The sequence below is a fragment of the Mesopusillimonas faecipullorum genome, from assembly GCF_020539505.1.
Lineage (GTDB): Bacteria > Pseudomonadota > Gammaproteobacteria > Burkholderiales > Burkholderiaceae_B > Mesopusillimonas > Mesopusillimonas faecipullorum.
In genome coordinates, this window is the sequence record NZ_JACDXW010000002.1 from 595,215 (window position 1) to 620,454 (window position 25,240).

Below are 25,240 nucleotides of genomic sequence, written 5' to 3' on the forward strand. Positions count from 1 at the left end.
GCAAGTATTTGGTGCGAACGGAGAGACTCGAACTCTCACACCTTGCGGCGCCAGAACCTAAATCTGGTGCGTCTACCAATTCCGCCACGTTCGCAAAACGATAAAGTTTAACATGACAGTTCACTGTGCTACCCACCAAAGCACACTTATTAGTAAAGCCCAGACGTAAGGCAGTCGAAAAATAGCCAAAAAGCCGCCTGCAACAGTGGTAACAACAACAAAAGCACCGGCCTGCGCGCCGGCTAAAACCGTCAGTAAAACAAAAACAAAAGCCACGGACGCACTACCCACGCCCAGGTACCAAGCCAAAACACCCAACAGCGCCACCCCAGCCCCCCAGAGCGCCGACGAGAAGTAAGGTGAGTTTAATTCACGCTCCGGGCCGCTCGGCAACAGACAGCATGGTACCCACGCATCGGCATTCGCGGCGGCGCTTGCAGCCGGGTGACCCATGAAGCGCTTATAACGGTAGCGAAAGGCATCTCCCAGGCCAAACAAACCGCTCAAAGGCGTTACGTAAGTCTGATAGACATCCATCGTCAGACTGCGGGCTCGGTTATTCGCTGCGCGTTGCCCCTTCTGCGGGGTGAAATCCCGCACTTGAACCAAAATGGAGGAAGCCGGCAAACGCCCACTCAAGGCCTGGGAAACCTGCTCGCTTAACTGCTGCGGCAACGATTCGGGTGCCGGTATCAACTGCGGCTCAAGCGTCCAGCGAGCCAAGGTCCTATCTAACGCAGCACCGGCCGAGTAAATGGTCAAACCCAAGTGAGCCAGCTCAAACAACATCATGCACCCCACCAACAGCACCGGCACCAGCATCGCCAGCGTTGGCCGCAGGCGCATCACGCCGGGCATACGTAAGCGCGAGGGGCGGCGTTTATGCCACCCCTCGCGCAGACCATGAAGCAAACTTATCAAAGGCTTCAAGAACAAAGACCGCTCTTACGACCCGGAAGCAGGCTGAAGGTCGTACTCTATCGTCCACGTCTGCTTGCCGTTGTAATCACCAACGGGATCGTAGACTATGCTTTCCAGACGGAAGCGCATATAGCTATCGCCTTCACCCGAACGAATCAACACACCACGATCATCTTTGGCCGCCAGCAAATGAGTCGTGGCAGTGTAGCCATACCACCCATAGTCGACCGTCAGATTCGGATAAGTGCCCTCGCTCTTGCTGGCTGGCTGCAGAGGCGATCCCTTGGAGTCGGCTTTGTAGGCATTGGCCGGGCTTAATGTGGCACCCGTGAACAGCGCAAGCACGCTGGTGCTATCCGGTCTAGCTGCCGTGAATGCGCTGACGACCGGATCACCATTCGCGTCGTACAGCCCCGCAGGCGCATCGCCCGCCAATGCACCCACGCCGGCGTTGGCGGGATTCAACTTGATGTTGTAGCGATTGAAAGCCACATGCCAGTTGCCCGTCTCGGGTACTGTGTTGCCAGTACTCAAATCCAGATACTGCCACGCTGCAGAAGCATTGATTTCTTGTGACTGGTATTGAGTCAGATTGCCCATACCGGCCAATCGTACGGTGACATAACCCGAGGTTGCACCACCAGGACCGCCGTAATAGCCCAAGACCTGCAAGGCGTAAGTATTGTCAGCCGTCGGCGCAGCCTTATCCAAGGTGATCTGGAAAACGCGGAAATTCGGATGCAGTTTATTGTCACCCGTCAGGTTGTACTCGAAAGCAGCCGTACCGATGGCATTGGTTCCCGTGAAGGCGCCGCTCACACCATCGGTCAGGAAGGCACGATCGGGCACGGCTTGGCCGCTCTCGGGGTCTATCGTGGCATCTTCAATTTTCTTCAAGTCGGCCCAGGAACTGTCGAATGGCCCGCCCAAGGCACCGCCTTTGCCGGGGCCGCTGTCGCCGCTATTGGTCCAAAACAGCGGCTGCCCGCGACCGCCCGCTGCAGGCATGGACACCTTCAAATCCCACGCACCCGACGTGCAAGCCACCGCCTCGTTACCTGGTTTATTCAAGTCAAAGCAATGCTCGGCAGCCTCAGCCCCGGCAAGCGGCAGCACCAGCTTGTTGTCCTTGGACGTAAATTTATCCGCCGACACGGGCGGCGGATTGTCACCGCCGCCACTGCTGCTGTCATCTCCACCGCCACCACCCCCACCGCAAGCGGCCAGCAAGCAAGCCGCACCCAACGCCGCCACGAAGGGGCTCAATTTCATCGCCATCTTTTGTTCTCCTTAAATCACGATGCCTACATATCAAGAAAAATCAGGGGGCATCACTGAAGCGATAACGCACACCCAGGTAAACAAACCGACCTCGCACCGGTCCGAAATCAGACTGATTGGCAAAATCACGCTGTCGGTTGAAAACGTTGTTCACACCCGCAAACGCAGTCCAGCTCTTGTTGAAGTTATGGTTGAGCGCGAGATCCAGAGTGGTCCACGCGGGCGAAACCCCATCGGCTTGAGCCCCGGAAACAGCGCCATTTGCCTCACTGCTGGAGATCAACTCGCGACTCTGGTAGCGCAAACGAGCAGTCAGCGTGGTGTCTGGCAAGAATGACCAATCCACGCCCACACGCGCCATATGCTGAGGACGGCGCGTCAACTCGCTGCCGGTGTCCAGGTTGCGGGTCTGGGTATAGGTGTAGCCAAGGTTGAAAGCCACGCTCGGCAGCGCTTGCCAACGCAATCCCGTTTCTACCCCTTGAGTGCGCGCACGCGCGATGTTTCGATACGAATACACCACCACGCCGGGTCCGCCAGGCGTGGCGTTGTCTTCGTCTATCTGGATAAGGTCGCTGATGCGGTTGTAGAAGCCGTTGACATCAAGCGTCAGATCTTCGCGCCAGTCCAGCCTGAACCCCAACTGCGCACTTACCGAAGACTCTGGCGTCAAATTAGGATTGCCTTTGACCATGTAACCCAAGTGGCTGTGGTCAAAGACGTAATAACGCTCTTTCAGGTTGGGTACGCGGTAGCCTTTGCCCAGACTAGCCCGTACGACCCCCTGCCAGTCTTGACCATCCAGCAAGCGCGCCTTCAAGCTGGCCTTGGGCGCCACATGCGTGCCGAAATCGGAGTCATCCTGCCAACGCAAACCCAGCACCAATTCCCAGTTGTCATTGAAAACGATGTCGTTCTGGGCAAAGAGTTCGACCGTGCGTCTATCTACACGCCCCTGAGCAAACTCGGAAACACCGTTATTGGACTGACTTAAATCTTCATAGTGGTAGTCGGCCCCGAATTGCCAGTTCTGCTTGCGCCAAGTGGGCAAATCGAACTGAGTCGTCACATGCCCCATGCGTTGTTTTGCTTGACGGGCAGTCATCAACCAATCATTGGAGAAAGTATCCGAGTCGCTGTTGTACCGTTCGGCAACGCCGCTTAACTGCAGACGCGCCTGGTTTGCAAAAGTCCACTCTCCGCCACCCACCACTCTATCGCGTTCGATTTTCTCGGTTTTCAGCCTAGGCACATAGTTGGGCGGCACATAATAGGTAAAGTGTTGGGTGTCGTCTTCGCGATAGGCGCTCAGCTCCGCCCAGTAGCGCTGCCTGGCGCTGGGCATCCAATCGCTGCGTAAAGCGTATTGCTGGCGTTTGATTTTGTCCCCCTGACGACTCCAGGCATCGGGATCTATCCCAAAGCCTTTGTCATCAAGCACGTCGGCTGACAACCTCAGCCTCCATGTATCACTGCCCCCTTCTAAACCTAGCTTGCCATGCGTACTGCCTATTCCAGCGGCACGCCCGGAATCATTCTGTTTACCGTAGCTGCCAATATCAGCGCTCAGATCGGCATGAAACCCTTTACGTATTGGGCGAGTGATGACATTAACGACACCGCCCATCGCGGAACTGCCGTATTGCGCTGACGCTGCGCCTTTGACCACTTCGATACGCTCGACGTCGGCCAGCAAATACTGGCTAAGATCGACCGTCGAGCCCGTACTTGCTGAAATAGGCAGGCCATCGATAAGCACGAGCACCTGATCGCTGCTCAGGCCCTGCAAAGACAACTCGTAGCCCGACTTTCCGTGAATCTCCCGTATTTGCAGGCCAGGCACGTTCTCCAGCGCTTGCGTCAGCGTTCGAGCATGCGTGCGCTCTATCTCTTCACGCGTGACCACCTCTGTACGTATTGGTACGTCGGCCAGATCTTTTTCCGTGCGTGTGGCGGTCACGACGACAGTGCTCAATTGACCGCTTTGAATGGGTGCATCGGCGGCCTGGGCCACCCCTGCAATCAGGCTCAGCGCGCCGGCGGCGCTGAGCGCTCCTAGCCCGGCTAACTTTCCGCTTTCGCAACGGATTACCTTGACCCACTTGCGTGGGTTGTGGCCGGCCATTTGAAATACTTCCATGAATCGTTTTCCCGCGTGTGCGTTACCCGCCCGCTTACCGGGCCAAGCAAAACCGGCAGCTTCTTAGCCACCGCAACTGGCATTATTGATGCTGCCTATTCAGAGGCTATATTACGAACGATTCTCTGTATCATTTCAATAATTGTTCCATTAAATATACTTAAGGAAGGAGGATTGAAACCTTCAGTTGACGCGTTTTAACGACAAAACCGCCTTAAGCCCACGCAAGTCTTTCTGCTCATTCTGGGTGCGCCCGGGATTGCTCATTAGCTTGAGCTCGCAGCCGTGCAATTTGGCTATGGCTTGCACCAGCGACAGCCCCAAGCCATAGCCAGATGCACGATTTGATTGGGCGCCCAAACGAACAAACCGCATCTGAACGTGATCGTGCAAGGCAGGCGAGATTCCAGGCCCTCTGTCAGCAACCCCCAACAAAACCCAATCCTGACCGGATGGTTCTGCGAACAACTCAACCTGCCCGCCTACGCAGGCGTACTTGAGCGCGTTATCGACCAAATTCGATAACGCTTGCATCAACAAAGCTTTGTCTGCGTAAACGGCTAAAGGCTCAGGCGCACGTACCGATAGAAGCACATTGTTCAACTCAGCCAAAGGCTGAAAATAATCCGCAACATCCCCCAGCAAGGCCCGTGCCTGAACGGGTTCGAATTGATGCGGACAGCGTCGGGATTCGATGGCGCCGATACGAAGCACTGCGCTAGACATGCGCTGTATGCGCTCGACCTCTTCAATGGCCTGCCGCACCTCCTCACCCACGTCTTCCGATACGCCGCTGGCATCCTGAACTGCACATAAACGGTGGTGCAAGCGCGTTAGCGGCGTACGAAGCTCGTGAGCGATATAACTACTGACATCTTTAACCTCATCCATCAGCGCATTGATGCGTTCCAAAGCTTGGTTGACGCTCAGCGCCAGGCTTTCCAGTTCATCTCTGCCTCGGTGGCGCATCAACACCCGACTGGCAGTGTCCCCTGCGGCATAGGCACGCAAAGCTTGGCGGATGTCTTCTATTCTTGCCAAGCTGCGCGCACCGTATCGCATGCTGGTCGCAATGCTAAGCAGCACCACCACAAACAAGCCCGCCCCCGCTATCAGGGGCAATACTCGAACCCGCTCCAGCATGGGCAATACATCATAGGCTTCAAAAATCACACTGCCGTCGGCCAAGGGCACAGCCAAACCTTGCAACTCCATGCGGTGATGAGCAAGCTGATCGTCTCGCCATTGCACTCGATGCCATCCATGGCAGCTTGCCGGCTCGCAGCCCAGCGCTTGCCATATACCCGGCTGACCGTAATGCACCTGGCCCTGCGCATCTACCAAGAGCGTCACGCGCTCGGTTCGCTGAGCAAGGCGATCGCGCCACAAAGCAGCCTCTGCCTCTTCCAGGCTTTGCGCGCCGGCAGCCGCCTGCGACTGCATAACACCCAGCACGAGCTCCCGCACATGGCTGACCATTACGCTTTCGATCAAAGCCGCCCCACAGGCCATGGTCAGCAAACTCACCAATAAAAACACATAGGCAGTCGCGATAGCCTGACGCACGTGTCCCGCCATCAGCGGTGTCTGCAAGGTCCGCCACCGCGCTCCCGGTGCCGCGCGTGCAGCGTTAGCCCAAGGCATATCCCACCGATCGAATGGTACGCAGCAGCGGAAGCCCGAAGCGCTTGTCCAGCTTGGCTCGCAGCTTGGACATGTGAACATCGATCAGATTGGTCTGAGGATCGAATTCGTAGCCCCACACCCTTTGCAGCAACATGGAGCGTGTTACAACCTGCCCACTATGCTCCATCAGCACTTGCAGCAGCTTGAACTCTTTATCAGTCAAATCCAGCAATTGCCCATTGCGACGCACCTCTCGACTCACGACATCCATGCTCAGGTCTTCAAGGTTAAGCATTTGCGCGTGCGTCTCGGCCAGACCGGCACGCCGCCCCAGCACATCAATGCGCGCCAAGAGTTCACTGAAATGAAATGGCTTACCCAGGTAGTCGTCAGCACCGGCACGAAGCCCGGCAACCCTATCATCGGGCTGATCCAAAGCCGACAACACAAGAATCGGGGGATGTCGTCGGTGCTGAAGATGCTCCAGAACCTGCATGCCATCCACGATAGGTAGCATGCGGTCTAACACCATGACGTCGAATGCTTCGCGAGAGACTGCGTCAAGCGCATCCTGACCGTTATTCACCAAGGTGCAGTGGTGTCCGCAAGCCTGTAATTTGCTGGTAAGCCAATAGCTTACGCTGCTGTCATCTTCGACGATCAGTATTCTCATGCCCTTTCCTCAAGTATCTCGCAGTCCCCCCGGCCACGGCGCTACCCGCCTTTACTGACTGAGCAATCGCTGCCGTAATCCACGGAGACCATACTTAAAATGATAACGTTTATCATTTATTTTTATATTATCATGCTAAATCGAGTACCGAATGCTAGTGAAACAAGACCAGCACGGCGTTTTCCTTTACCGGGTGCGGTACGACCGAGGGTCGTAAGCCATAGGCTTGCTCTAGCGCCTCGGGAGTGAGCACCTGCTCTGGCGTACCGTCGACCAACACTTGACCCGCGGCAAGCAGCAGCAACTCGTCGCACCACTGGGCCGCCAAGTTCAGGTCGTGCAGAACGACCAGCACCCCCACCTGACTCGTATCTGCTGCGCGTCGTGCCGAATGCAACAGCGCCAGCTGGTGCCGAGGATCAAGGTTGGAAACAGGTTCATCCATCAGCAGATAAGCCTGGCCCTGGCAGCGCACAGCTGCCGCCACTTGCGCCCACACACGAGCAAACTGCACCCGTTGTTGCTCCCCCCCTGACAAGGTGTCATAAGGTCGCTGCGCCGCATTTCTCAGTCCGACGATTCCCAATGCCTCGCCTACATCCCGCGCCACTTCCTCAGGCGTCAGCTCAGGAAATGGATACAAACCCATTTCCACCACTTTGCTCACCGCCAGTGGAAAGCCCATGGCCACTTGTTGAGGCAAAACCGCCCGCCGGCGCGCTTGCTCTGCCACCCCTCTGGCCTCCAGGCTGAGCCCATCCAGATGAATCACGCCCTTTTGACAAGATAGCTCGCCCGACATGGCAGCCAGCAAGGTCGACTTGCCAGCCCCGTTGGCACCCAATACCGCCGTTACACGTCCAGGCTGCACGCGGCAAGAAACACCACAAAGAATCTTGCGCCCTGCGCGATCCACACTGATGGATTCGGCACTCAAGCCCGAACTCATGGCGTCCTCCTGCGTCCGACACGATTGATCAACCACAGGAAAAAGGGCGCACCAATCAAGCTAGTGACGATACCCACCGGCAATTCGGCTGGCACCATGATGATGCGAGCCCCCCAATCCGCCACGACGAGCGCGATGGCGCCCCCTAGGGCGCTGGCAGGTAACAAGGCACGATGATCTGCCCCCATCAGTAGGCGCAGCACATGGGGTATGACCAGACCGACGAAACCAATCACGCCTGTGGCGGCGACCAAAGGCCCGACCAGCAACGCCACCAAACCGATCAATTCACGCCGCACTCGCGTCAGCGAGAAACCCAGATGCCAGGCTTCGCGTTCGCCGATTAGCAAAGCGTTCAAGGCACGCCAATGCCGATAGAGCAGCACGGACAACAGGAAGGTCCAGGGCGTCAGCCAAACCAGAATAGACCAGCTTCCATGCGCCAAGCTACCCAGGTTCCAGAACGTCAGACTGCGCAGCTGCGAGTCATCTGCCATATAGCTGAATAAGCCTATGGCACTGCCGCAGGCTGCGTTAATGGCAATACCTGCCAGCAACAAGCCGGCCATTCCCGCGCTACGCCTACCCAGCACATAGGCACACCAGGTCGCCAACAAACTACCTGCGAAAGCGGCACCTGCCGCAGAAAAGAAGCCGCCAACACCCAACACTATGGCCCCCACAGCGCCTACGGCGGCACCCGACGAGATCCCGATCAAACCCGGGTCGGCCAAGGGGTTGCGAAACAAAGCTTGCATGCAAGCGCCGGCAATGGCCAAACCTGCACCAACCGTCATGCTCAGCACCACACGAGGCAAGCGCACATCCACCAACACCCGATGCGCAAGCGTGTCCTGCTCCGTCGGCCACCACAGCACTCGCGGCAAGTCTTGCAGGGCGATGGGATATGCGCCACTGGCAGACGCCAGAGCCATCACCAGACCTAACAGGAGCAATAACACCAGCAAGCCTTTGAGAGGCTGGGTGTTACGTTTGGACACCGTTGTAGTTGCCACGGCTGGGGAACTCACGAGCTTTGGTCGTAACGATGACATTGTTCTCGCAATTTCGTCACAGCCTCGGCCAAACGCGGACCAAAGGACAAATACATCAAATCGTCCATCACAACGAGACGGCGGGCTTTGGCAGCTGGCGTACCAGCCAGTGAGGTCAAGGCAAGAAAGCGCTCTTCGCCCCCCTGAGCTTGAATACTAAGTGGCGTGGTAATGATGAAGTCCGGTGCCAACGCCGCGGCAGCTTCTGCCGATATGGGCTTGTAACCTTTCTGTCCCTGTATCACGTTACGCACACCAGACAACTGCATGATGGCGTCTGCGGCTGTACCCGCGCCTGCAACCAGCACGCTGTTGCCATGCGCCATGACCGACAAGGCCGTGGGCCACTGGTCACCATCGGGCAAAGCAGGTAGTTTGCCCAAGGCCTCATCCATATTGGCGACCATCTGCTCACCTGCCTGCGGCACCGACAAGGCCTGTGCAATTTTCAGGATGCGCTCGCGTAGCGCCGACACCTCTGGGGCATCGGGCACTACCAAGATGTTCACCCCCAAGTCGCGAAGGCGCTGCAATGCCTGCGGCGGCCCGGATTGATCCGATGCAATCACCAGACCGGGATGCAGGGAGGCAACGCCCTCGACGGACAAATCCCGGTAGTAGCCCACCTTAGGTAAAGCCCGCGCCTCGGGTGGATACACGCTAGAGAGATCCACCGCAATCAAGCGATCTCCTTGCCCCAAGGCAAATACGATCTCGGTGACACTGCCGCCTACAGACACCACATTTTTGGCGTCCCCCTGCTTGGCTTTTGCCCACCCCCAAGGCAGGCTCAAAGCCACCATCAACAAACCTCTACGACGCCACTGCATGACTCTGCGACTCCTGATTAGACCGCCAAAGGTTCGGTGCAGAGTTCATCAAGCAAGGCGCGCCAAGCTGCCAGCTCTTTCTTGCCCTCTTTGCGCTCTCCGAAGAACTGGACGATCTGATCCCCTGATTGATGGTAGAGCTCAAGCGAACGTACCCAACCGTCGGTAGTGGGTTTATTAACGACCCAACTGGAAGCGATGGCAGAGGTATTCAAATGAAGGTTGAAGTTGTCATCCAAGATGTTGTACCAATCACCGGTTCTGCGCAGGTTTTGTATAGGCCCTGTGTGAATCTGCACCATGCCGGGATTGCTCACAAAGCACATAATGGACAAGCCGCTTTGCGCCGCCCGTGTCAGTACGTGTTCGACGGCCTCCGGCCCCACCTGCTGAGCCAGGTCGGTGCCCGCACCGGCTAGCGCTTGCATGCGGCTGACACCCAGACGACCCAGCATGGGGTGGAACTCGTGCGTATCTTTCAGTTTCAGCCACGCTTCGCGTATTTGCTCTGGGGTAGATTGCGGCTCGGCCAAGGTGGCAGTTTGTGATGCTTGCTCGAATACAGGCATGGCTGCGTCGGCAGGCGCCGCAAAACGCGATACATAAACCTCATAAGCCGGCATATCCGACTCCTGCGTGCAGTACACCTTGTGCACCGCCAAGCCGTTGCCGTCAAAAAATTGCAAGCTATGACGCCCGCCTTGTTCTACCGCATAAGCATGGCGCCAGCGCCCAACAAAGGCACGCAGGTCAATATCGGGGCCCAGCATCATGTGCACAGGGCCTTGCTGGACATGACCTTGATAATGCCCATGACGCTCGTGTACGCACCAATCGTTGCGCGTCAATGCCATGACGCGGCCCAGTTCGCTCAAGGCCGCAAACATCTCATGCAAGGAGCCTGTTAAAGGACGAGAAGAAAGCCCTTCGTAGCCTGCGTGAACCAACTCACACTCGGAAACGCCCAGATGCATTGCCAACTCTCGGGTACGGCGCTGCGGGCCTGTTTGCTGCGCGGCATTTGCCTGCGCACTTAGCTGTTCAGCTGTCAACCTTGTAAATGATGTCATTTTTCATTCGCATATAGAAAAGACATCGCTATTATGCGGAAAATGACGGCTCAGGTGGGTTAATTTTGATTAATGATGATCGCCAGGCCATGCTTGCCGATATTGCATGGCCTCTGCCACGTCTGAACGGATAATGTCATCGCGGCCTGACAAATCCGCCACGGTACGCGCCACACGCAATACCCTGTGCACTACCCTGGCTGACCAATGCCAGCGCTGCATTGCCGCCTGAAGCAACTCTTGTGCTTGCGTATTCAAGTGGCAGTGCTGCCGTATCGTGCCGGCATCCAGACGTGCATTCATGGTTTGTTGGCGCGCAGATTGCCGCTCACGACAAAGCAGTACCCGCTGACGCACGATTTGCGAGCCTTCGCCGGGCGCCTCTTCCATCCACTCCGCTTTCAGCGCAGGCAAGGTAATATGCAAATCCATACGGTCTAACAAGGGCCCCGAGATTCTGCCGCGATAAGCCTGAATACGGTCGGGTGCACAGCGGCAGGGTTGCTGCCCATGTCCTAGCCAACCGCAGGGGCAAGGGTTCATGGCCGCCACCAGTTGAAACGCCGCAGGAAAGCGATGCGTATGTTGGGCTCTCGCAATCGTGACCTCGCGGGTCTCCAAGGGCTCACGCAAGGCTTCAAGCACACGTGGCTGAAACTGGGGCAATTCATCCAAGAATAAGACACCGTGATGCGCCAAACTGATCTCACCTGGCCGCGGATAACTCCCTCCTCCGACCAGCGCTGGCAAAGAGCTTGAATGATGGGGGGCACGAAAAGGCGCTTGCGTGCTTAAACCGCTTGCCTCACCGCTTTTCAAGGCAGCGATGGCGGCATGCTCTAACGCCTCGCCGGCACTCAAGGGCGGCAACAAACCAGGTAAACGTTGGGCCAACATGCTTTTGCCCACCCCTGGAGGCCCACACATGAGCAAGCTGTGTCCACCTGCCGCAGCAATCTCCAGAACACGGCGCGCCATTTGCTGCCCTCGTACTTCAGATAAGCAAGGCACTTGCACGACCCGCTCGGCCATGGGCAAGGGTTCAGCTTGTGATAATGAATGCTGACCTGCCAGATGGGCGACCGCCTGAGCCAAGCTCGCAACAGCTCGTACGTCCAGGCCTGGCACCCAGGCGGCCTGCGCGGCTTCGTGCTCAGGCAAGACTAGCATGACCCCTGCTTGGGTTCGCGCCACCGACAGTGCAATAGCCAAAGGAGCAGCCACCGACGCGATAGCCCCGGTCAGGGATAGCTCACCCACAAAAACAAGTTGGTCTACCCTGGGCGGCTTACCCTGCGCGTCCTGAACCTGACCAGATGCAAGCAGCACGCCCAAGGCTATCGCCAAATCAAAGCGTCCCGACTCTTTGGGCAAATCCGCTGGCGCAAGATTCACCGTCACCCGCCCGGCGGGAAATTCGAAACCACTGCTCACGATGGCGGCACGCACACGTTCCCGGCTTTCGCGCACCCCCGCATCAGGCAGGCCAACGATGTGAAATGCGGGCAAGCCCGCCCCTACATGAACCTCGACGCGCACAGGCGTGCCGCTGACACCTTGCAGGGCCTGGCTATTGACAATGGCAAGCGACATGGATGCAATCGGGAGGGTATTACCCACCATGAGACATTGAAGGAATGCCTCAGTATGACGATAGCCTCACATTTAGGCAGTGTAGAAGCGCAAAATTGACAGGCTCGGCTTATACCTAGCCTAGGCCAAGCGCGCCTCTACAAAGACTGGCGAAAAGTCGCTCGACAGCGCAAAGCCTCATGCGACACGAGATAAGTCGCTAAGAAAGCGCACCCTGCTGTAGTTCCTGACGTATCTCGTTCATGATTCGGCAGAACACCGGCGTGGGTAACGAGGTATTTGGAGAATCGGGGAATCCAGTCTCGTGGACCAACAGCAAGCCTTGGGTAGAAAGTAAAGCCTGACGTAAGCCCTCGGACTGCAAAATACGGGTGCGGATGGCCGCCTCTATTAGCTGATGATGCTGAGCCGAACCATAGGCTAGGCAATCCCCATTCCAATACACACCCTTTAAATCGGCCTCACCGCCCAAATTCTTGGCGTCCCAACCGCTTAATATGAATGCGCGTTCTCGGCGTGCGTCGGATTCGGGGAACTTGATACCCTGAATAAAACCTTCGATGGACGCAAACAAACGTCCATCAAAGGTAAATGGCGACAGCACGAAGTTGGACAACGCCACTCCGCGCCAGTCGTCGGAAACAGCTGAAATATTCAGCTTATTTGGATTGGGCTGCATAACGCGCTGCGCTGGCAGTGATTTCTGCCTTGGCGGCTTCAGCACCTTCCCAACCTTTAACCTTGACCCACTTGCCTTTCTCGAGATCTTTATAGTGCTCGAAGAAATGCTGGATGCGGTTCAACTCTTCGACAGGGAAATCTTCGGGTTTGTTGATGTCGCGATACAGGGGGTAGAGCTTGGTAACAGGCACGGCCAACAACTTGGCATCACCGCCTGCCTCATCGTCCATTTGCAGCACGCCAACAGCGCGGCAACGAACCACAGCACCGACCTGAATGGGAAAAGGCGCCACGACCAACACATCGACGGGGTCGCCGTCGTCGGCAATGGTTTCGGGAATATAGCCGTAGTTGGCTGGATAGTGCATGGCTGCCAGCATGAAACGGTCAACGAATACGGCGCCGCTTTCTTTATCAACTTCGTACTTGACCGGGTCGGAATTCATGGGAATTTCGACGATAACGTTGAAGTCCTCGGGCAGATTTGCACCGGCAGGCACACGATCTAAACTCATGCTTGATTAACCTTGGAAAGATGGAAGAAAAACTCAGGCGGTACGCGAGATATCGTCTTGTGAGGTTCCCGCAGCAGATGTGGCTGAATCGGAACGGTCGGACGTCTGGGACAAATCGATACCGGGAATCGGCGCGCTGTCGAAATATAGATCATCGTCAGACGTATCGACAAGAGGTGAGCCGCTGGTCGGCTTCCGAGGTACATCCTCCTCGTAGGAAGACTCCTCGGGCAGGTATCCCACCGCACTGGCGGCTTCTGGCGCCGACCACGATTGAGCCGGGGCTGACATGCGTGGGGCATCGTCTGGTAAGGCATCGGGAGCCCCGGGGTCAGAGCGCATATCGGCGGCGGGCAAAACGGAATCCCAATGCAAGACAGGCAGCGTGCCGGCAGCCAGGGCTGCCAGACGCCAGTGCGACATAGCCTCGTGAGAGCGTCCTAGACGATCATAAAGGGTTCCCAGCAAGGCGTGAATGCGCACATCATTGCGCAAGGCCATACTGCGTTGCAGATAGCGTTCTCCGGCCCCCCACAACTGCCCTTTCAGGCAAAGATTACCCAAGGCCGTGAGCAAATCGGCATTATTGGGAGATTGCTTGAGCCAGGTTTCGGCCTTGGCGACACGACGAGCAACGTCGTCAGGCGGGCACTGGCTGTAAGCACTGAGTAGTTGTGGGTCCAGCTCTTGATTCAGTGCGGCTTCTAGTATTTTTGCAGCGTCTCGGGGCTGAGCCAAACGCTCGTGAAACGCAGCGGCGCCGAGCGCGATGGAAGGCCACAGACGCTCTTCTTTCTTGAGGTCGCCCCAAGTAGATTTAAACCCGGCTTCGTCCACCTGGGCCAGCCTTTCTGTCACAGCACGCTCGATATAGGGCCGAGCCTCTTGGGCAGAGAGCACACCCTTACGTTGCAATAGCCGCACGCACTCGTAAACCTGAGCTTGGTTACCCAGTTGCCAATGCGCTTGCAACAACAAGCGCAAAGCATTGAATGCCTTGGGGTTGGCGTCGTAAACAGGCTGCAACAAGGCCAAAGCTTCGTCGGCACGCTGCTGATCAAGCAACAGCTCGGCACGCACCACTGCAACGGCCTCTTGCAGTTTGGGCTGAGGAGCCGCAGCCACCCGTGCTTGCTCCAGTGTTTCGTCGCGTTGAGCATGGCGGCCATTATCGTGCTGGGACCTGGCCAACGCCAACGCCGCCAACACTTTGGTGTCGGAAGATCGGGTACGAGCCAGCAAACGCGCAAGCTTCTGTTCTGCTTCTTGATCGCGCCCCTCCAAAACACCTATCCAACCTTGCTCTAGCGAGCTGCGATCTTTGCGCTGCGCCCTTTGGCCGCGCCAAGAGCGAAAGCGAGTGGGGCTGCTGGAGAGCCAGCTTATCCATTGCAACAGCACATGCAAGACAATGAACAGCGCAATAAGCAATAAAACCGCTAGGGTCAGCGATAGCTCGATGCGCCATGGCTGAGCAATGATGAGGACATTGCCGCTGTGCTCTCTGAGCACAACCGCCAGCAGCACCGCCAAAATCAGTAAAAAGATGATACGAATCCAGGAGCTCATGAAGCCACCTGCTGTGCGTTCGTCGACTCGGATGCAGCTGGAGCCTGATCTGCTGTCGAAGGCTCTACCGGTGCCGTGCTTGGCTCGGTTTCAGAGGGTACAGGCGATGCCGGTGCTTGGGGCTGTGCGGGAGAGCCGCCATTCGAGGAGTCTGGCTGGGCTTCGCTGGCCCGGGCAAGCCGCAAGGCTTGCACCGCTTGGCGGCTGTTCAGGCTTTCGGGCAGTGCAACGGCAACATCAGCATCGGTCAACTGCGTGGCCAATGCCAAAGCGCGTTTGCCGTCTACAGTCTGCAAATCGAAGCGAGCCTCAACCAGACCTTGAACTGCCTGAAGTTCGGAATGCCAGATATCGTTCTGCCGCATCATCAAGGCCAATCTAGCGGTCATCAGGCGCAGACGCAGGTTGTCGCGAAGTTGGCCGGCTTGCTCGGCTGAAATCAACAAAGCGTTGCTGTCATCGATGCGCCGCACACTGACAAGCTGGCGCAAATCGTGGCTGACCAGCTGCCAGCCTTGCCCCAGCGCATTTTGAGTAGAAACCCAGGTTTTCTCCCACCAGCCGGCATCGGGCGCCGCCTGAGCCGGTACGAAATTTTGGCGTTGAGCCTGTTCAGTTGGTGTCTGGACAACACCCAGATCTCGTACCAGCAAAGGCGCAGAGGCCACCAGTTGACTCAGTTCGCTTAAACGGCTTTGCAACCTGGTCGTATCTGTAGTGGGCACCGCACGCAGACGTTCGAGGTCACCGTTGACTGCCTGCTGCAATGGCGCCAGCGCTGGCAAAGCGGCACGTGCCAGCCGGGCCTGGGCGGTTTCGAGGCCAATAATGGCATTGGCGACGTTGCCCCCTAAAGTCAGTTGCTGTTGAGCAATTTCAAGTAATTGATCGATATCGTTAAGCAAAGCCAATTCGCCGCCATTGGCAGTCAACATCTGCAAAGCTTGCTCAAGCCCGTCAAGCTGTTCGCGTGAGGCTTCGAGCTGGGATTCCATATGCTGCAAGCGCGCCTGATCCATGTCAGACTGAGCTCGCAGCGCCTGCACTTGGCTGGCGGCCTTGCGAACTTCGAGGACGCTGGATGTAAGTTCTGCATTCATCTGCTCTTGCTGAGCCTGTTGATGCTGGTACAAGTACCAAGCAGCGGCCCCCAAAGCCACCGCCAGAATCAGCACCAAAACAAACGCAATACCCAGCAAGCTGGAACCACGCCCAGGCCCCCTGCCGGAGCTTGCAGCTTTTTTTTCTGCCTGGCCATTGGCCTTGGCGCCGGATGCGGCGGACGAAGAGGTCTCGAGTGTGGAATCAGTCATGACGGAATTGTAATCGTTCGCGCCCATTCAGTGCTTCAGCGACTGTAGCACAGCGGCCAGAATAGCCGCGTCGTCGGGCATACAGAGTTCAACGTTGAGTTCACCGCAGCCGGCACGCTGCGCCTGCCATTGTAAACGGCTTGCTACTCTTTCGTGGATGGCGACAAACCCGGCCCGGGCGTAAAGTTTAGTCAAGCCATGCGTTTGCAGGTTAGAGGCAAAAGCATCCACCCCCTGCGAGCTGGTAAGAAGCGCGGAAATTGCATGCCCCCGCTCAAGCGCCTCAGCCAGCGGCGCCAACTGAGGGGCAGTCCAATGCGCGCTCACCCTTTCATAGACAGCGTAACGGTCAACCTGGCTCCCCTCAGCCTCCAGGCGTTGGCGCAACCAGTTGCGCCCTTCCTGTGCACCCACGATAAGCACCCGCGGCGAAATGCCCGCATGTTCCTGCAATACCTGCCACAAGGATTCCGAATCCTGCGGAACATCAGGCTCGGGGTGCAGAATCTGCGCCTTTGGAATCCAACCGGCCTCGAACAGCGGCAAAGCACTGGCAGCCCCCACGGTCGCCGCACGCGTCTGCGGCGGCCACTGACGCTCTGCCTCCGCCTGCTGCCAAGCCTGCAAATAGCATTTGACGGCAAAGCCACTGACAAAGATAACCAGATCATAGGCGTCAGGCGCGACCCAGGGCTGCATGGCCTGCGGCCTTAAGCTCACGGTCAATGCAGGCAGGCTCAGCGTCGCCACGCTCTGCTCTTGCAGGGCAGATGCCAGCGCCTCATTGCGGCCAGCAGGACGGGTCAGGACGGCCAGGGCTGATCGCACCGGCATAGCGCCACCTAAACTTGATCTGGGTCAGGCGCCGACAAAGCGTCGACGATGGCTTGGGCGCCTTGCGCCTGCAACTGGCGGGCGACATCTGTGCCTATGCTTTTTGCGGCATCGATGGGGCCAGACTGCTGAGCACGCAAGATCAGGCGGCCATCGGGACGCCCTACCAAGGCCTGGACGTGCAAGAGGTTGTCATCAGCCTGAGCATAAGCAGCCAAGGGCACCTGGCAAGATCCGCCCAGCACTCGGGAAACGGCCCGTTCGGCCAGCGCACAAGCCGTGGTACGCGCACAAGCCAATGGCGCCAACCAAGCTCGCAAATCGGCGCGCTCGTCCATGATTTCTATGCCCAAAGCCCCTTGACCCGCAGACGGCAGACTCTCGTCGGTAGAGAGATAGCTGCGTATGCGGTCGGCCAAGCCTAAACGCTCCAGGCCGGCTGCGGCCAATACAATACCTGCATATTGGCCTGCATCGAGTTTGGACAAGCGTGTGTCTAGGTTGCCACGCAAGGGCTGCACGTGAAGCTGAGGATAAGCAGCACGTATCTGAGACTCACGCCGCAAGCTGGAAGTACCGACCACGGCCCCTTCGGGTAATTCGGCCAAGCTGCCAAATTGATTGGAAACGAAGGCGTCTCGCGGGTCGGCCCTTTCCATGATGATGGGTAGCGCGAAAGGCGGCCCCAACTCGACGGGCACATCTTTGAGCGAATGCACAGCCATGTCGGCCCTGCCATCCAGAAGTGCGGCTTCAAGCTCTTTAACGAACAAGCCTTTTCCGCCCACTTTGGACAAGGTGCGATCCAGTATTTGATCGCCCTTAGTGGTGAGCTCTAGCAGTTCGACTTGGCAGTCGGGATAAAGCGCCAGCAACTGCGCTTTGACGTGATGGGCTTGCCACAAAGCCAAACGGCTGGCGCGAGTGGCGATGACCAGTCGGGAAGGTTGAGACATGAAAAAATGGGATGAAACGGTGAGCGGCTGACCTTTTAGTGGTCAGTTGATGAACTGCTGCAAGACGACATACGCCAAAATGCCTATGAGGCCTACTATGGCCAGCCCTTTGAGCAGAGTCATGTTGGATTTTTCGGCGTCTTTGGCGTCGGAAGCAGGCTTGAACAGGCCCATATTGATTAGTGTCCTTGTTGTGCCGGCCTGCGAGAGGCCAGCCATTTACCCACGGCCACAACGGCAACAGCGCCGATGACCTCTGCCGCATATTTGACCACTTTTGTCGGCTCGCCGAATTGATCCAGGACAAGCGCATCGGTTACCAGCATACCGCCGGCTATCCAGCCCAGCAAGGCGGCGCCGAACGTAATAACGACCGGAAAACGATCTATAAGTTTAAGCACCAGTGTGCTGCCCCAAATGATAATGGGCACACTTAGCAACAAACCAAAAATCACATAGCCCAACTGATGATGCTCGGCTGCGTTTTGCGCAGCGCCGGCAATGGCAATGACGTTATCCAGACTCATCACAAAGTCGGCAATCAGAATGGTTTTGACCGCTGCCCAAACCGAGCTACCAGCGCTGACGTCGTGATGTCCTTCGTCTGGCAATAGCAGCTTGATGCCTATCCATAACAGCAATAGGGCACCCACCACCTTGAGCATGGGTATGCCCAGCAATTGCAAGGCAAAGAAAATCAGAACCACGCGCATCAGAATGGCGCCGACCGTGCCCCACAAGATACCTCGAACACGCTGATGTGGGGTGAGCTTGCGGCAAGCCAAGGCTATGACCACAGCATTGTCTCCCCCCAACAGGATGTCAATCATGACGATCTGGAACAAGGCGCCCCAGTGCAACGTTGCAAAAAAATCGAGCATGGTAAAGATTCCTAAGGGGCTTTCGAAGCCGCGGGAGTTTCGTACAACGCACAAAACCGTGGTCTAAAAAACTCAAGCGGGCCGGCATTGCCATGTGGCAGTGCCGGCCCGCCCGGGCGGCAAGCGTATTAACGCTTACAGAATGGACTTCAGCAAACGGCCCATTTCGGAAGGATCACGCGTGGTACGAATACCGCACGCTTCCATCACTTCCAGCTTGGCATCAGCTGTGTCGGCACCACCGGAGATCAGCGCACCGGCGTGGCCCATGCGTTTTCCGGGAGGGGCCGTCACGCCAGCGATGAAGCCAACGATAGGCTTGCTCATGTTGTCTTTGGCCCACAAAGCAGCATTGACTTCGTCGGGGCCACCGATCTCGCCGATCATGACAACAGCGTCGGTCTCGGGATCTTCGTTGAACATGCGCAGCACGTCGATGTGCTTCAAACCATTGATGGGGTCGCCACCAATACCGACTGCCGAGGATTGACCCAAGCCAAGTTCGGTAAGCTGAGCAACCGCTTCGTAAGTGAGGGTACCGGAGCGGCTAACGACACCGATGCGGCCTTTACGCGAAATGTGACCAGGCATGATGCCGATCTTGATTTCGTCGGGCGTGATCAGACCAGGGCAGTTAGGGCCCAACAGCAAGGTTTCTTTGCCGCCGGCAGCCACTTTTGCCTTCATCTTGTTGCGCACTTCCAGCATGTCGCGAACGGGAATGCCTTCAGTAATGCAGATGGCCAGATCCAGGTCGGCTTCAACAGCTTCCCAGATGGCAGCAGCAGCACCTGCGGGCGGCACGTAGATAACCGAAACGGTGGCGCCAGTGGCTTGCTTGGCTTCTTTGACGGTGGCGTAAATGGGCACGCCTTCGAAGTTTTCACCGGCCTTCTTGGGGTTCACTCCCGCAACGAAAGCTTCTTTGCCGTTGGCGTACTCGCGGCAGTAATGCGTGTGGAACTGGCCGGTCTTACCGGTAATACCTTGGGTGATGACCTTGGTATCCTTGTTGATCAGAATCGACATTGTGAGTAGTCCTTCGTAGAGCTTATTTTGCGGCAGCCACGACTTTTTGCGCGGCTTCGGCCATGGTGTCGGCGCTGATGATAGGCAGGCCCGACTCGGCCAGCATCTTCTTGCCCAGTTCTTCGTTGGTGCCCTTCATACGCACCACCAGAGGCACGCTGAGGTTCACGGCCTTGCATGCAGCGATCACGCCTTCGGCAATGATGTCGCAGCGCATGATGCCACCGAAGATGTTGACCAAAATGGCCTGCACACCGTCGTTCTTGAGCATGATCTTGAAGGCTTCAGTAACCTTCTCGGCAGTGGCGCCACCGCCAACGTCCAGGAAGTTGGCTGGCTCGCCGCCGAACAACTTGATGGTGTCCATGGTGGCCATTGCCAAACCGGCACCGTTGACCAAGCAGCCGATGTTGCCGTCCAGCTGAATGTAAGCCAGATCGAACTTGCTGGCTTCGACTTCGGCAGGGTCTTCTTCGTCCAGATCGCGGAACTCAACGATCTCGGGGTGACGATAAAGCGCGTTCGAGTCGAAGTTGAACTTGGCGTCCAGGGCAATCACGTTGCCCTTGCTATCACGGTTCAGCGGGTTGATTTCGACCAGCGAGGCGTCGGTTTCCATGTAGCACTGATAGAGCTTTTGGAAAATATCAACGGCTTGCTCGGTGGAGTCAGCAGGCATGCCGATAGCATTGGCAACCTTGGTAGCTTGCTCTTTCGAGAAACCGGTCAGCGGATCAATGTATTCGGTGATGATCTTTTCAGGCGTGGAAGCAGCAACTTCTTCGATGTCCATGCCGCCTTCGCTGGAAGCGATGAAGGCGATTTTCTGCGTGGCGCGGTCGGTAACCACGGACACGTAGTATTCCTTCTGAATGTCGGCTCCGTCTTCGATATACAGACGACGCACTTTCTGGCCTTCGGGGCCGGTTTGGTGCGTGACAAGCTGCATGCCGAGGATCTCGCCGGACAGCTTGCGTACTTCGTCCAGCGAGCGAGCGAGTTTGACGCCGCCGCCTTTACCACGGCCGCCCGCGTGAATCTGGGCCTTGACGACCCAGACCGGGCCGCCTAGCTTTTCAGCTGCAGCCACGGCTTCGTCGACCGAGAATGCGGGAATACCGCGCGGCACTGCTACGCCAAACTTCTTCAGCAGCTCCTTGCCTTGATATTCATGAATTTTCATTTGTTACCTGTCTGAACGTGAGATGAAGAGAAACGAAACGACTCTGGTTGCCCGCCTTCGTCAGCCGTCTTTCGCCGGCTTGGCACCCGCAGGGCTTGAAGCCTGCGGGCGATACCACAAAGGATAGAATTTGGCCACGGCAGGCGCATCCAAGCTAAGCGCATGACAGCCCTCAAGCTCGAAGGGCCGCCGCTCGGGAGATTCGGGAGATCGCTTGGCTTTGCGCCGTTTGCCCGCAGTGGACTGTACCGCTACCGTCGGCAACACATAGGACAACTCGGACAAATGCGTACAGCCTTGGGTACGACCGAATTTTTCCTTGACGGCCTGCCTGAAACCCTTGAGCAGATTCATGCCCACGAGCCCTGCATAATCGGGCGCAATACAGGCGCACCATTGCCCATAAGGCGCGGCATCGTATGCCGCCTGAGCAGCGGTAATGGTGAACGCATCGTCTATGGTGACCCGCAGATGCATGTGGTGCACCGGCCGCCCTGCCCTATGAATTTCTCCGCTGGACCGGGGGAAATCATAGCCTTTGACATCCATCATCTCGGCGTCGAGATCTGTCAAACCGTCTGGACGAGCATAGGCATGCACACGAAAGGTTCTCGTGTGCAGGTGTTCGCGCTCTAGGTCGGAGTCTGGCAAGGGCATGGAAAAGCTACGCAAGCAAGCCGCGCTGCAAGTCAAAACCTTAAGAGTATAGCGCAGCGCAGCACAGCTTTTTAGCCTTATTCAGTCATTAGCCCTTAAGTCGCCTGCCGCAAGCTTGCCGCAGCTTCGACCATAGCCTTCAATGCGGCTTGGGTTTCCGGCCATGCCCGAGTCTTCAAACCGCAATCGGGGTTTACCCATAAGCGCTCGGCAGGCAGGCGCTGCGCGGCTTTGCGCATCAGCCCCACCATCCATTCAACGTCGGGCACATTGGGCGAATGGATATCGTAGACGCCCGGGCCGATGTCGTTAGGGTAGTGGAAATCCTCGAATGCGCTCAGCAACTCCATATTGGAGCGCGAAGTTTCGATGGTGATCACATCGGCATCCATGGCGGCAATGGCTTCCATGATGTCGTTGAATTCCGAATAACACATATGGGTGTGGATCTGCGTGTCATCGCGCACGCCCGAAGTGCTCAAGCGGAAGCAATCCACCGCCCAATCCAGATAAGCCTTCCAGTCGGCACGGCGCAAAGGCAAGCCTTCACGGATGGCGGGCTCGTCAATCTGGATAACACTGATACCGGCGGCTTCCAGATCGTTGACCTCGTCGCGCAGGGCCAGCGCCAGCTGTCGGCAAGTGGTTTCACGCGGCTGATCGTCACGCACAAAGGACCATTGCAGCATGGTCACCGGGCCGGTCAACATGCCCTTGACCGGCTTGGCAGTCAACGACTGAGCATAAGCAGACCAACCTACCGTCATGGCCACAGGACGCAGCACATCACCAAAAATCAAAGGCGGTTTGACACAGCGCGACCCATAGCTTTGCACCCAACCGTTCTGAGTAAAGGCATAGCCTGCCAGTAATTCTCCAAAGTATTCCACCATGTCATTACGCTCGGCTTCTCCATGCACAAGCACGTCCAAACCGATGTCTTCCTGGAAACGCACCACCTGCTCGATTTCCGCCCGCATGGCTTTCTCGTAGGCGGCATCCGGCAGACTACCTTGGCGCCAGTCGCGCCGCGCCTTGCGGATATCACTTGTTTGCGGGAAGGAGCCTATGGTTGTCGTCGGATAAGCAGGCAGTTTCAGCTTGGCCTGCTGGCTTGCAATGCGTTGGGTGAAGGGAGGGCGGTCCAGCGAGATCGACTCTGCTTCTAACAGGCGCTGGCGCACCTCTTCGCGATGGATGCGTGCCGAAACACGACGCCCTTGGACAGCGGCCCTTTGCTGCGCCAGAAACTGACGCGTTTGCTCGTCATCCTTTCCACCTAACCAGAGGGCCAGCCAGCGCAACTCATCTAGTTTCTGCGTGGCAAAAGACAGCCAACCGCGTAACTCGGCATCCAGCTCGGTCTCAAAGGACAAGTCCACTGGCACATGCAGCAGCGAGCACGATGGCGCCAGCCACAGGCGTTCGCCCAACTGCTTATGCAGCGACTGCAAGCGCTCGTGAGCCGCATCCAGATCGGTGCGCCAAACGTTACGACCATCGATTAAGCCTACAGACAGTATCTGGTCGGCACGCAAGGCATCAGCCACAGGCGCCAACTGCTGCGGCGCACGTACACCATCTATGTGCACACCATGTATAGGCAACTGGCCCAGCAGCACGGCATGCTCCTGAACACTGCCGAAGTAGGTGGCCAACAAAATGTGCAGGCCCGAATCTGCCAGCACTTGGCTGGATTGCTTCAAAGCGCTCAGCCAAGCGTCGGGCATATCCAACACCAACACAGGCTCATCAATCTGCACCCATTCCACGCCCAGCGCCTTCAGGCGCTCTAGCACCTGAGCATAGACCGGCAGCAGACGCTCTAGCAACGCCAGCTTGCGTACATCGCCGGCACCCTCGGTGTAAGCGTCGCCCTTGCTCAGCCACAACCAAGTCAATGGTCCGGGAATGACCGGCTTAACGCTCAAACCCTGGGCCTGCGCCTCTTTAACTTGCTCGAATAGACTTTCGCGCGCCAGCCGGAACTGCTGCTCAGGCGTGATTTCTGGAACGATGTAGTGGTAGTTGGTATCGAACCACTTGGTCATCTCGCAAGCCGCTGCGGGGGTGCCGCTTGGCGCTCTGCCACGGGCCATACGAAACAAAGTATCCAAGGAAACAGGAAGGCTGGCAGATTGGCCAAAGCGCGCTGGCACGACGCCCAGCGTAGTCGTCCACTCCAAAATCTGATCATACCAAGCAAAATCGCCTACTGGTATCAAGTCTATTCCAGCTTGTTGTTGAATCTGCCAATGCCGCTGACGCAAATCATGTCCTAGCTGCTCCAGCTCGGTCGCCTGAATATCTCCCGCCCAATATGCCTCCAGCGCCTTTTTCAGCTCGCGCTGTGCGCCAATTCGGGGGAAGCCCAAGCTGTGAGTCGTTACCATTTCCATCATCCTCAAGTCAAAAATTGTTGATGAAATGGAGTATGGGCCAAACATTAAATGAATCAAAATCAAATACAACAAGCTTTATATGAGACTTACTCATACAATATAGATGGATTTAGTTTTCTGCTCGTCAAAGATTTGTATAGAGGCAAGCTCCATGCTGGAAATCCGACACCTGGAAACGATTGCGGCTCTGCAAGAAGCCGGCAGTCTGCAAGAAGCCGCAGAGCGTCTGCATGTGACGCAGTCCGCGCTATCGCATCAAATACGCGACTTAGAGGTGCGCTTGAAAACACCGCTGCTGAACCGGCGCACCCGCCCGGCGCGACTCACAACAGCAGGCCTGCGCGTCTTGGCGCTGGCTGAAGAAGTCCTTCCCCGAGTACGAGCCACTGAACGAGAACTGCAAAAGCTGGCTGCCGGTCGCACCGGGCGCCTGCACTTGGCCATCGAGTGCCACTCTTGCTTTCAGTGGCTGATGCCTGCGTTAGACGCCTTCCGGCGCGACTGGCCAGAGGTGGCACTAGACCTTTCGGCAGCTTTTTCATTCGCTCCCCTACCCGCACTGGTACGCGGCGACCTGGACGTGGTCGTTACCTCGGACCCACAGCCCCTGGAGGCCATCAGTTACTTACCGTTGTTTCGTTACGAACTGGTGTTGGCGGTAGCCAAAACCAGCCCGTTGGCAGACTTAAGTTACGTAGAAGCCGCACACTTGGCTGATCAAGTGTTGATTACCTATCCTGTGGATCGCCATCGCATGGATATCTTCACGGCATTTCTGGACCCGGCTGACGTGGAGCCGGTCGCGGTGCGAAAAGCCGAACTGACCCCGATTATTGCGCAGCTGGTAGCCAGCCAACGCGGGGTAGCCGCCCTACCAAACTGGGCCCTGACCGAATATATGCACCAAGGTTGGTTGCACAAATGCCGCTTGGGAATCAATGGTGTGTGGCGCACTTTGTACGCAGCTGTGCGTAGCGAAGACGCTGACGCCGACTACCTGCAGGCATTCATGCAAACCGCCCGCAAAGTGTGCTTCAAGACCTTAAGCGGCATCAAGGTGGCAGATTCAGCGCCTTGAAACC

23 protein-coding genes and 1 tRNA gene are annotated in these 25,240 nt (G+C 57.1%); 1 reads left to right on the forward strand and 23 read right to left on the reverse strand.

What is annotated here, in order from left to right; genetic code table 11:
• Positions 1–9: 9 nt before the first annotated feature.
• The 23 genes from H0484_RS06110 to metE all read right to left on the reverse strand — a co-directional run bounded on the left by H0484_RS06110 (position 10) and on the right by metE (position 24,149).
• A tRNA-Leu gene (locus tag H0484_RS06110) sits at positions 10–94 on the reverse strand.
• Positions 95–120: 26 nt separating this feature from the next.
• Positions 121–930 (reverse strand): hypothetical protein, encoded by an 810-nt coding sequence (locus H0484_RS06115; protein WP_226953647.1) that lies wholly within the window; start codon positions 928–930, stop codon positions 121–123.
• A gap of 15 nt (positions 931–945) precedes the next feature.
• Positions 946–2,199 carry an HmuY family protein gene (locus tag H0484_RS06120; RefSeq protein ID WP_226953648.1) on the reverse strand — a complete coding sequence of 418 codons (1,254 nt, stop codon included), beginning with the start codon at positions 2,197–2,199 and terminating at the stop codon, positions 946–948.
• A gap of 43 nt (positions 2,200–2,242) precedes the next feature.
• Positions 2,243–4,342, reverse strand: a complete 2,100-nt coding sequence (locus tag H0484_RS06125) for a TonB-dependent receptor plug domain-containing protein (protein ID WP_226953649.1) — start codon at positions 4,340–4,342, stop codon at positions 2,243–2,245.
• Between the two features lie 183 nt (positions 4,343–4,525).
• Complete coding sequence (locus H0484_RS06130; protein ID WP_226953650.1) at positions 4,526–5,935, reverse strand: sensor histidine kinase; 1,410 nt, start codon at positions 5,933–5,935, stop codon at positions 4,526–4,528.
• 37 nt (positions 5,936–5,972) lie between these two features.
• Complete coding sequence (locus H0484_RS06135; protein ID WP_226953651.1) at positions 5,973–6,641, reverse strand: response regulator transcription factor; 669 nt, start codon at positions 6,639–6,641, stop codon at positions 5,973–5,975.
• 154 nt (positions 6,642–6,795) lie between these two features.
• Positions 6,796–7,590 (reverse strand): heme ABC transporter ATP-binding protein, encoded by a 795-nt coding sequence (locus H0484_RS06140; RefSeq protein ID WP_226953652.1) that lies wholly within the window; start codon positions 7,588–7,590, stop codon positions 6,796–6,798.
• Complete coding sequence (locus tag H0484_RS06145; protein WP_226953725.1) at positions 7,587–8,525, reverse strand: FecCD family ABC transporter permease; 939 nt, start codon at positions 8,523–8,525, stop codon at positions 7,587–7,589. Before H0484_RS06145 ends, H0484_RS06140 begins: the two co-directional genes overlap by 4 nt.
• A 92-nt stretch (positions 8,526–8,617) precedes the next feature.
• Positions 8,618–9,475 (reverse strand): heme/hemin ABC transporter substrate-binding protein, encoded by an 858-nt coding sequence (locus H0484_RS06150; protein ID WP_226953653.1) that lies wholly within the window; start codon positions 9,473–9,475, stop codon positions 8,618–8,620.
• A 17-nt stretch (positions 9,476–9,492) separates the two neighbouring features.
• The gene (locus tag H0484_RS06155; protein ID WP_226953654.1) at positions 9,493–10,545 is read right to left on the reverse strand and encodes a hemin-degrading factor; all 1,053 of its coding nucleotides are present in this window, start codon (positions 10,543–10,545) and stop codon (positions 9,493–9,495) included.
• 69 nt (positions 10,546–10,614) lie between these two features.
• On the reverse strand, positions 10,615–12,138 hold the full coding sequence (locus tag H0484_RS06160; protein WP_226953655.1) for a YifB family Mg chelatase-like AAA ATPase: 1,524 nt from the start codon (positions 12,136–12,138) through the stop codon (positions 10,615–10,617).
• A 199-nt stretch (positions 12,139–12,337) separates the two neighbouring features.
• Positions 12,338–12,817 (reverse strand): hypothetical protein, encoded by a 480-nt coding sequence (locus tag H0484_RS06165; RefSeq protein WP_226953656.1) that lies wholly within the window; start codon positions 12,815–12,817, stop codon positions 12,338–12,340.
• Entirely contained in the window at positions 12,798–13,334 is a 537-nt protein-coding gene (gene ppa, locus H0484_RS06170; protein ID WP_226953657.1) for an inorganic diphosphatase, read from the reverse strand. Before ppa ends, H0484_RS06165 begins: the two co-directional genes overlap by 20 nt.
• 33 nt (positions 13,335–13,367) lie before the next feature.
• Complete coding sequence (locus tag H0484_RS06175) at positions 13,368–14,903, reverse strand: heme biosynthesis HemY N-terminal domain-containing protein (protein ID WP_226953658.1); 1,536 nt, start codon at positions 14,901–14,903, stop codon at positions 13,368–13,370.
• Positions 14,900–16,216 (reverse strand): uroporphyrinogen-III C-methyltransferase, encoded by a 1,317-nt coding sequence (locus H0484_RS06180; protein ID WP_226953659.1) that lies wholly within the window; start codon positions 16,214–16,216, stop codon positions 14,900–14,902. Before H0484_RS06180 ends, H0484_RS06175 begins: the two co-directional genes overlap by 4 nt.
• Before the next feature lie 27 nt (positions 16,217–16,243).
• Positions 16,244–17,050, reverse strand: coding sequence for a uroporphyrinogen-III synthase (locus tag H0484_RS06185; RefSeq protein ID WP_226953660.1), 807 nt, complete (start codon positions 17,048–17,050; stop codon positions 16,244–16,246).
• A gap of 8 nt (positions 17,051–17,058) precedes the next feature.
• A complete protein-coding gene (hemC, locus tag H0484_RS06190) occupies positions 17,059–18,006 on the reverse strand; it encodes a hydroxymethylbilane synthase (protein ID WP_226953661.1) in 948 nt (315 codons plus the stop codon).
• 42 nt (positions 18,007–18,048) lie between these two features.
• The gene (locus tag H0484_RS15150; protein WP_255644552.1) at positions 18,049–18,180 is read right to left on the reverse strand and encodes a hypothetical protein; all 132 of its coding nucleotides are present in this window, start codon (positions 18,178–18,180) and stop codon (positions 18,049–18,051) included.
• 5 nt (positions 18,181–18,185) lie between these two features.
• Entirely contained in the window at positions 18,186–18,887 is a 702-nt protein-coding gene (locus H0484_RS06195; protein ID WP_226953662.1) for a TerC family protein, read from the reverse strand.
• A 135-nt stretch (positions 18,888–19,022) separates the two neighbouring features.
• Positions 19,023–19,916: a succinate--CoA ligase subunit alpha gene (gene sucD, locus H0484_RS06200; protein WP_226953663.1), complete on the reverse strand. Its 894-nt coding sequence runs from the start codon at positions 19,914–19,916 to the stop codon at positions 19,023–19,025.
• A 22-nt stretch (positions 19,917–19,938) separates the two neighbouring features.
• On the reverse strand, positions 19,939–21,099 hold the full coding sequence (gene sucC, locus H0484_RS06205; RefSeq protein WP_226953664.1) for an ADP-forming succinate--CoA ligase subunit beta: 1,161 nt from the start codon (positions 21,097–21,099) through the stop codon (positions 19,939–19,941).
• Positions 21,100–21,159: 60 nt separating this feature from the next.
• Positions 21,160–21,756, reverse strand: a complete 597-nt coding sequence (locus H0484_RS06210) for a DUF2889 domain-containing protein (protein WP_226953665.1) — start codon at positions 21,754–21,756, stop codon at positions 21,160–21,162.
• Positions 21,757–21,851: 95 nt separating this feature from the next.
• On the reverse strand, positions 21,852–24,149 hold the full coding sequence (gene metE, locus H0484_RS06215) for a 5-methyltetrahydropteroyltriglutamate--homocysteine S-methyltransferase (RefSeq protein ID WP_226953666.1): 2,298 nt from the start codon (positions 24,147–24,149) through the stop codon (positions 21,852–21,854).
• Positions 24,150–24,309: 160 nt separating this feature from the next.
• Here metE and H0484_RS06220 point away from each other — a divergent pair, with 160 nt between their 5' ends.
• Positions 24,310–25,236 carry a LysR family transcriptional regulator gene (locus H0484_RS06220; RefSeq protein ID WP_226953667.1) on the forward strand — a complete coding sequence of 309 codons (927 nt, stop codon included), beginning with the start codon at positions 24,310–24,312 and terminating at the stop codon, positions 25,234–25,236.
• The last annotated feature ends 4 nt before the right edge of the window (positions 25,237–25,240 follow it).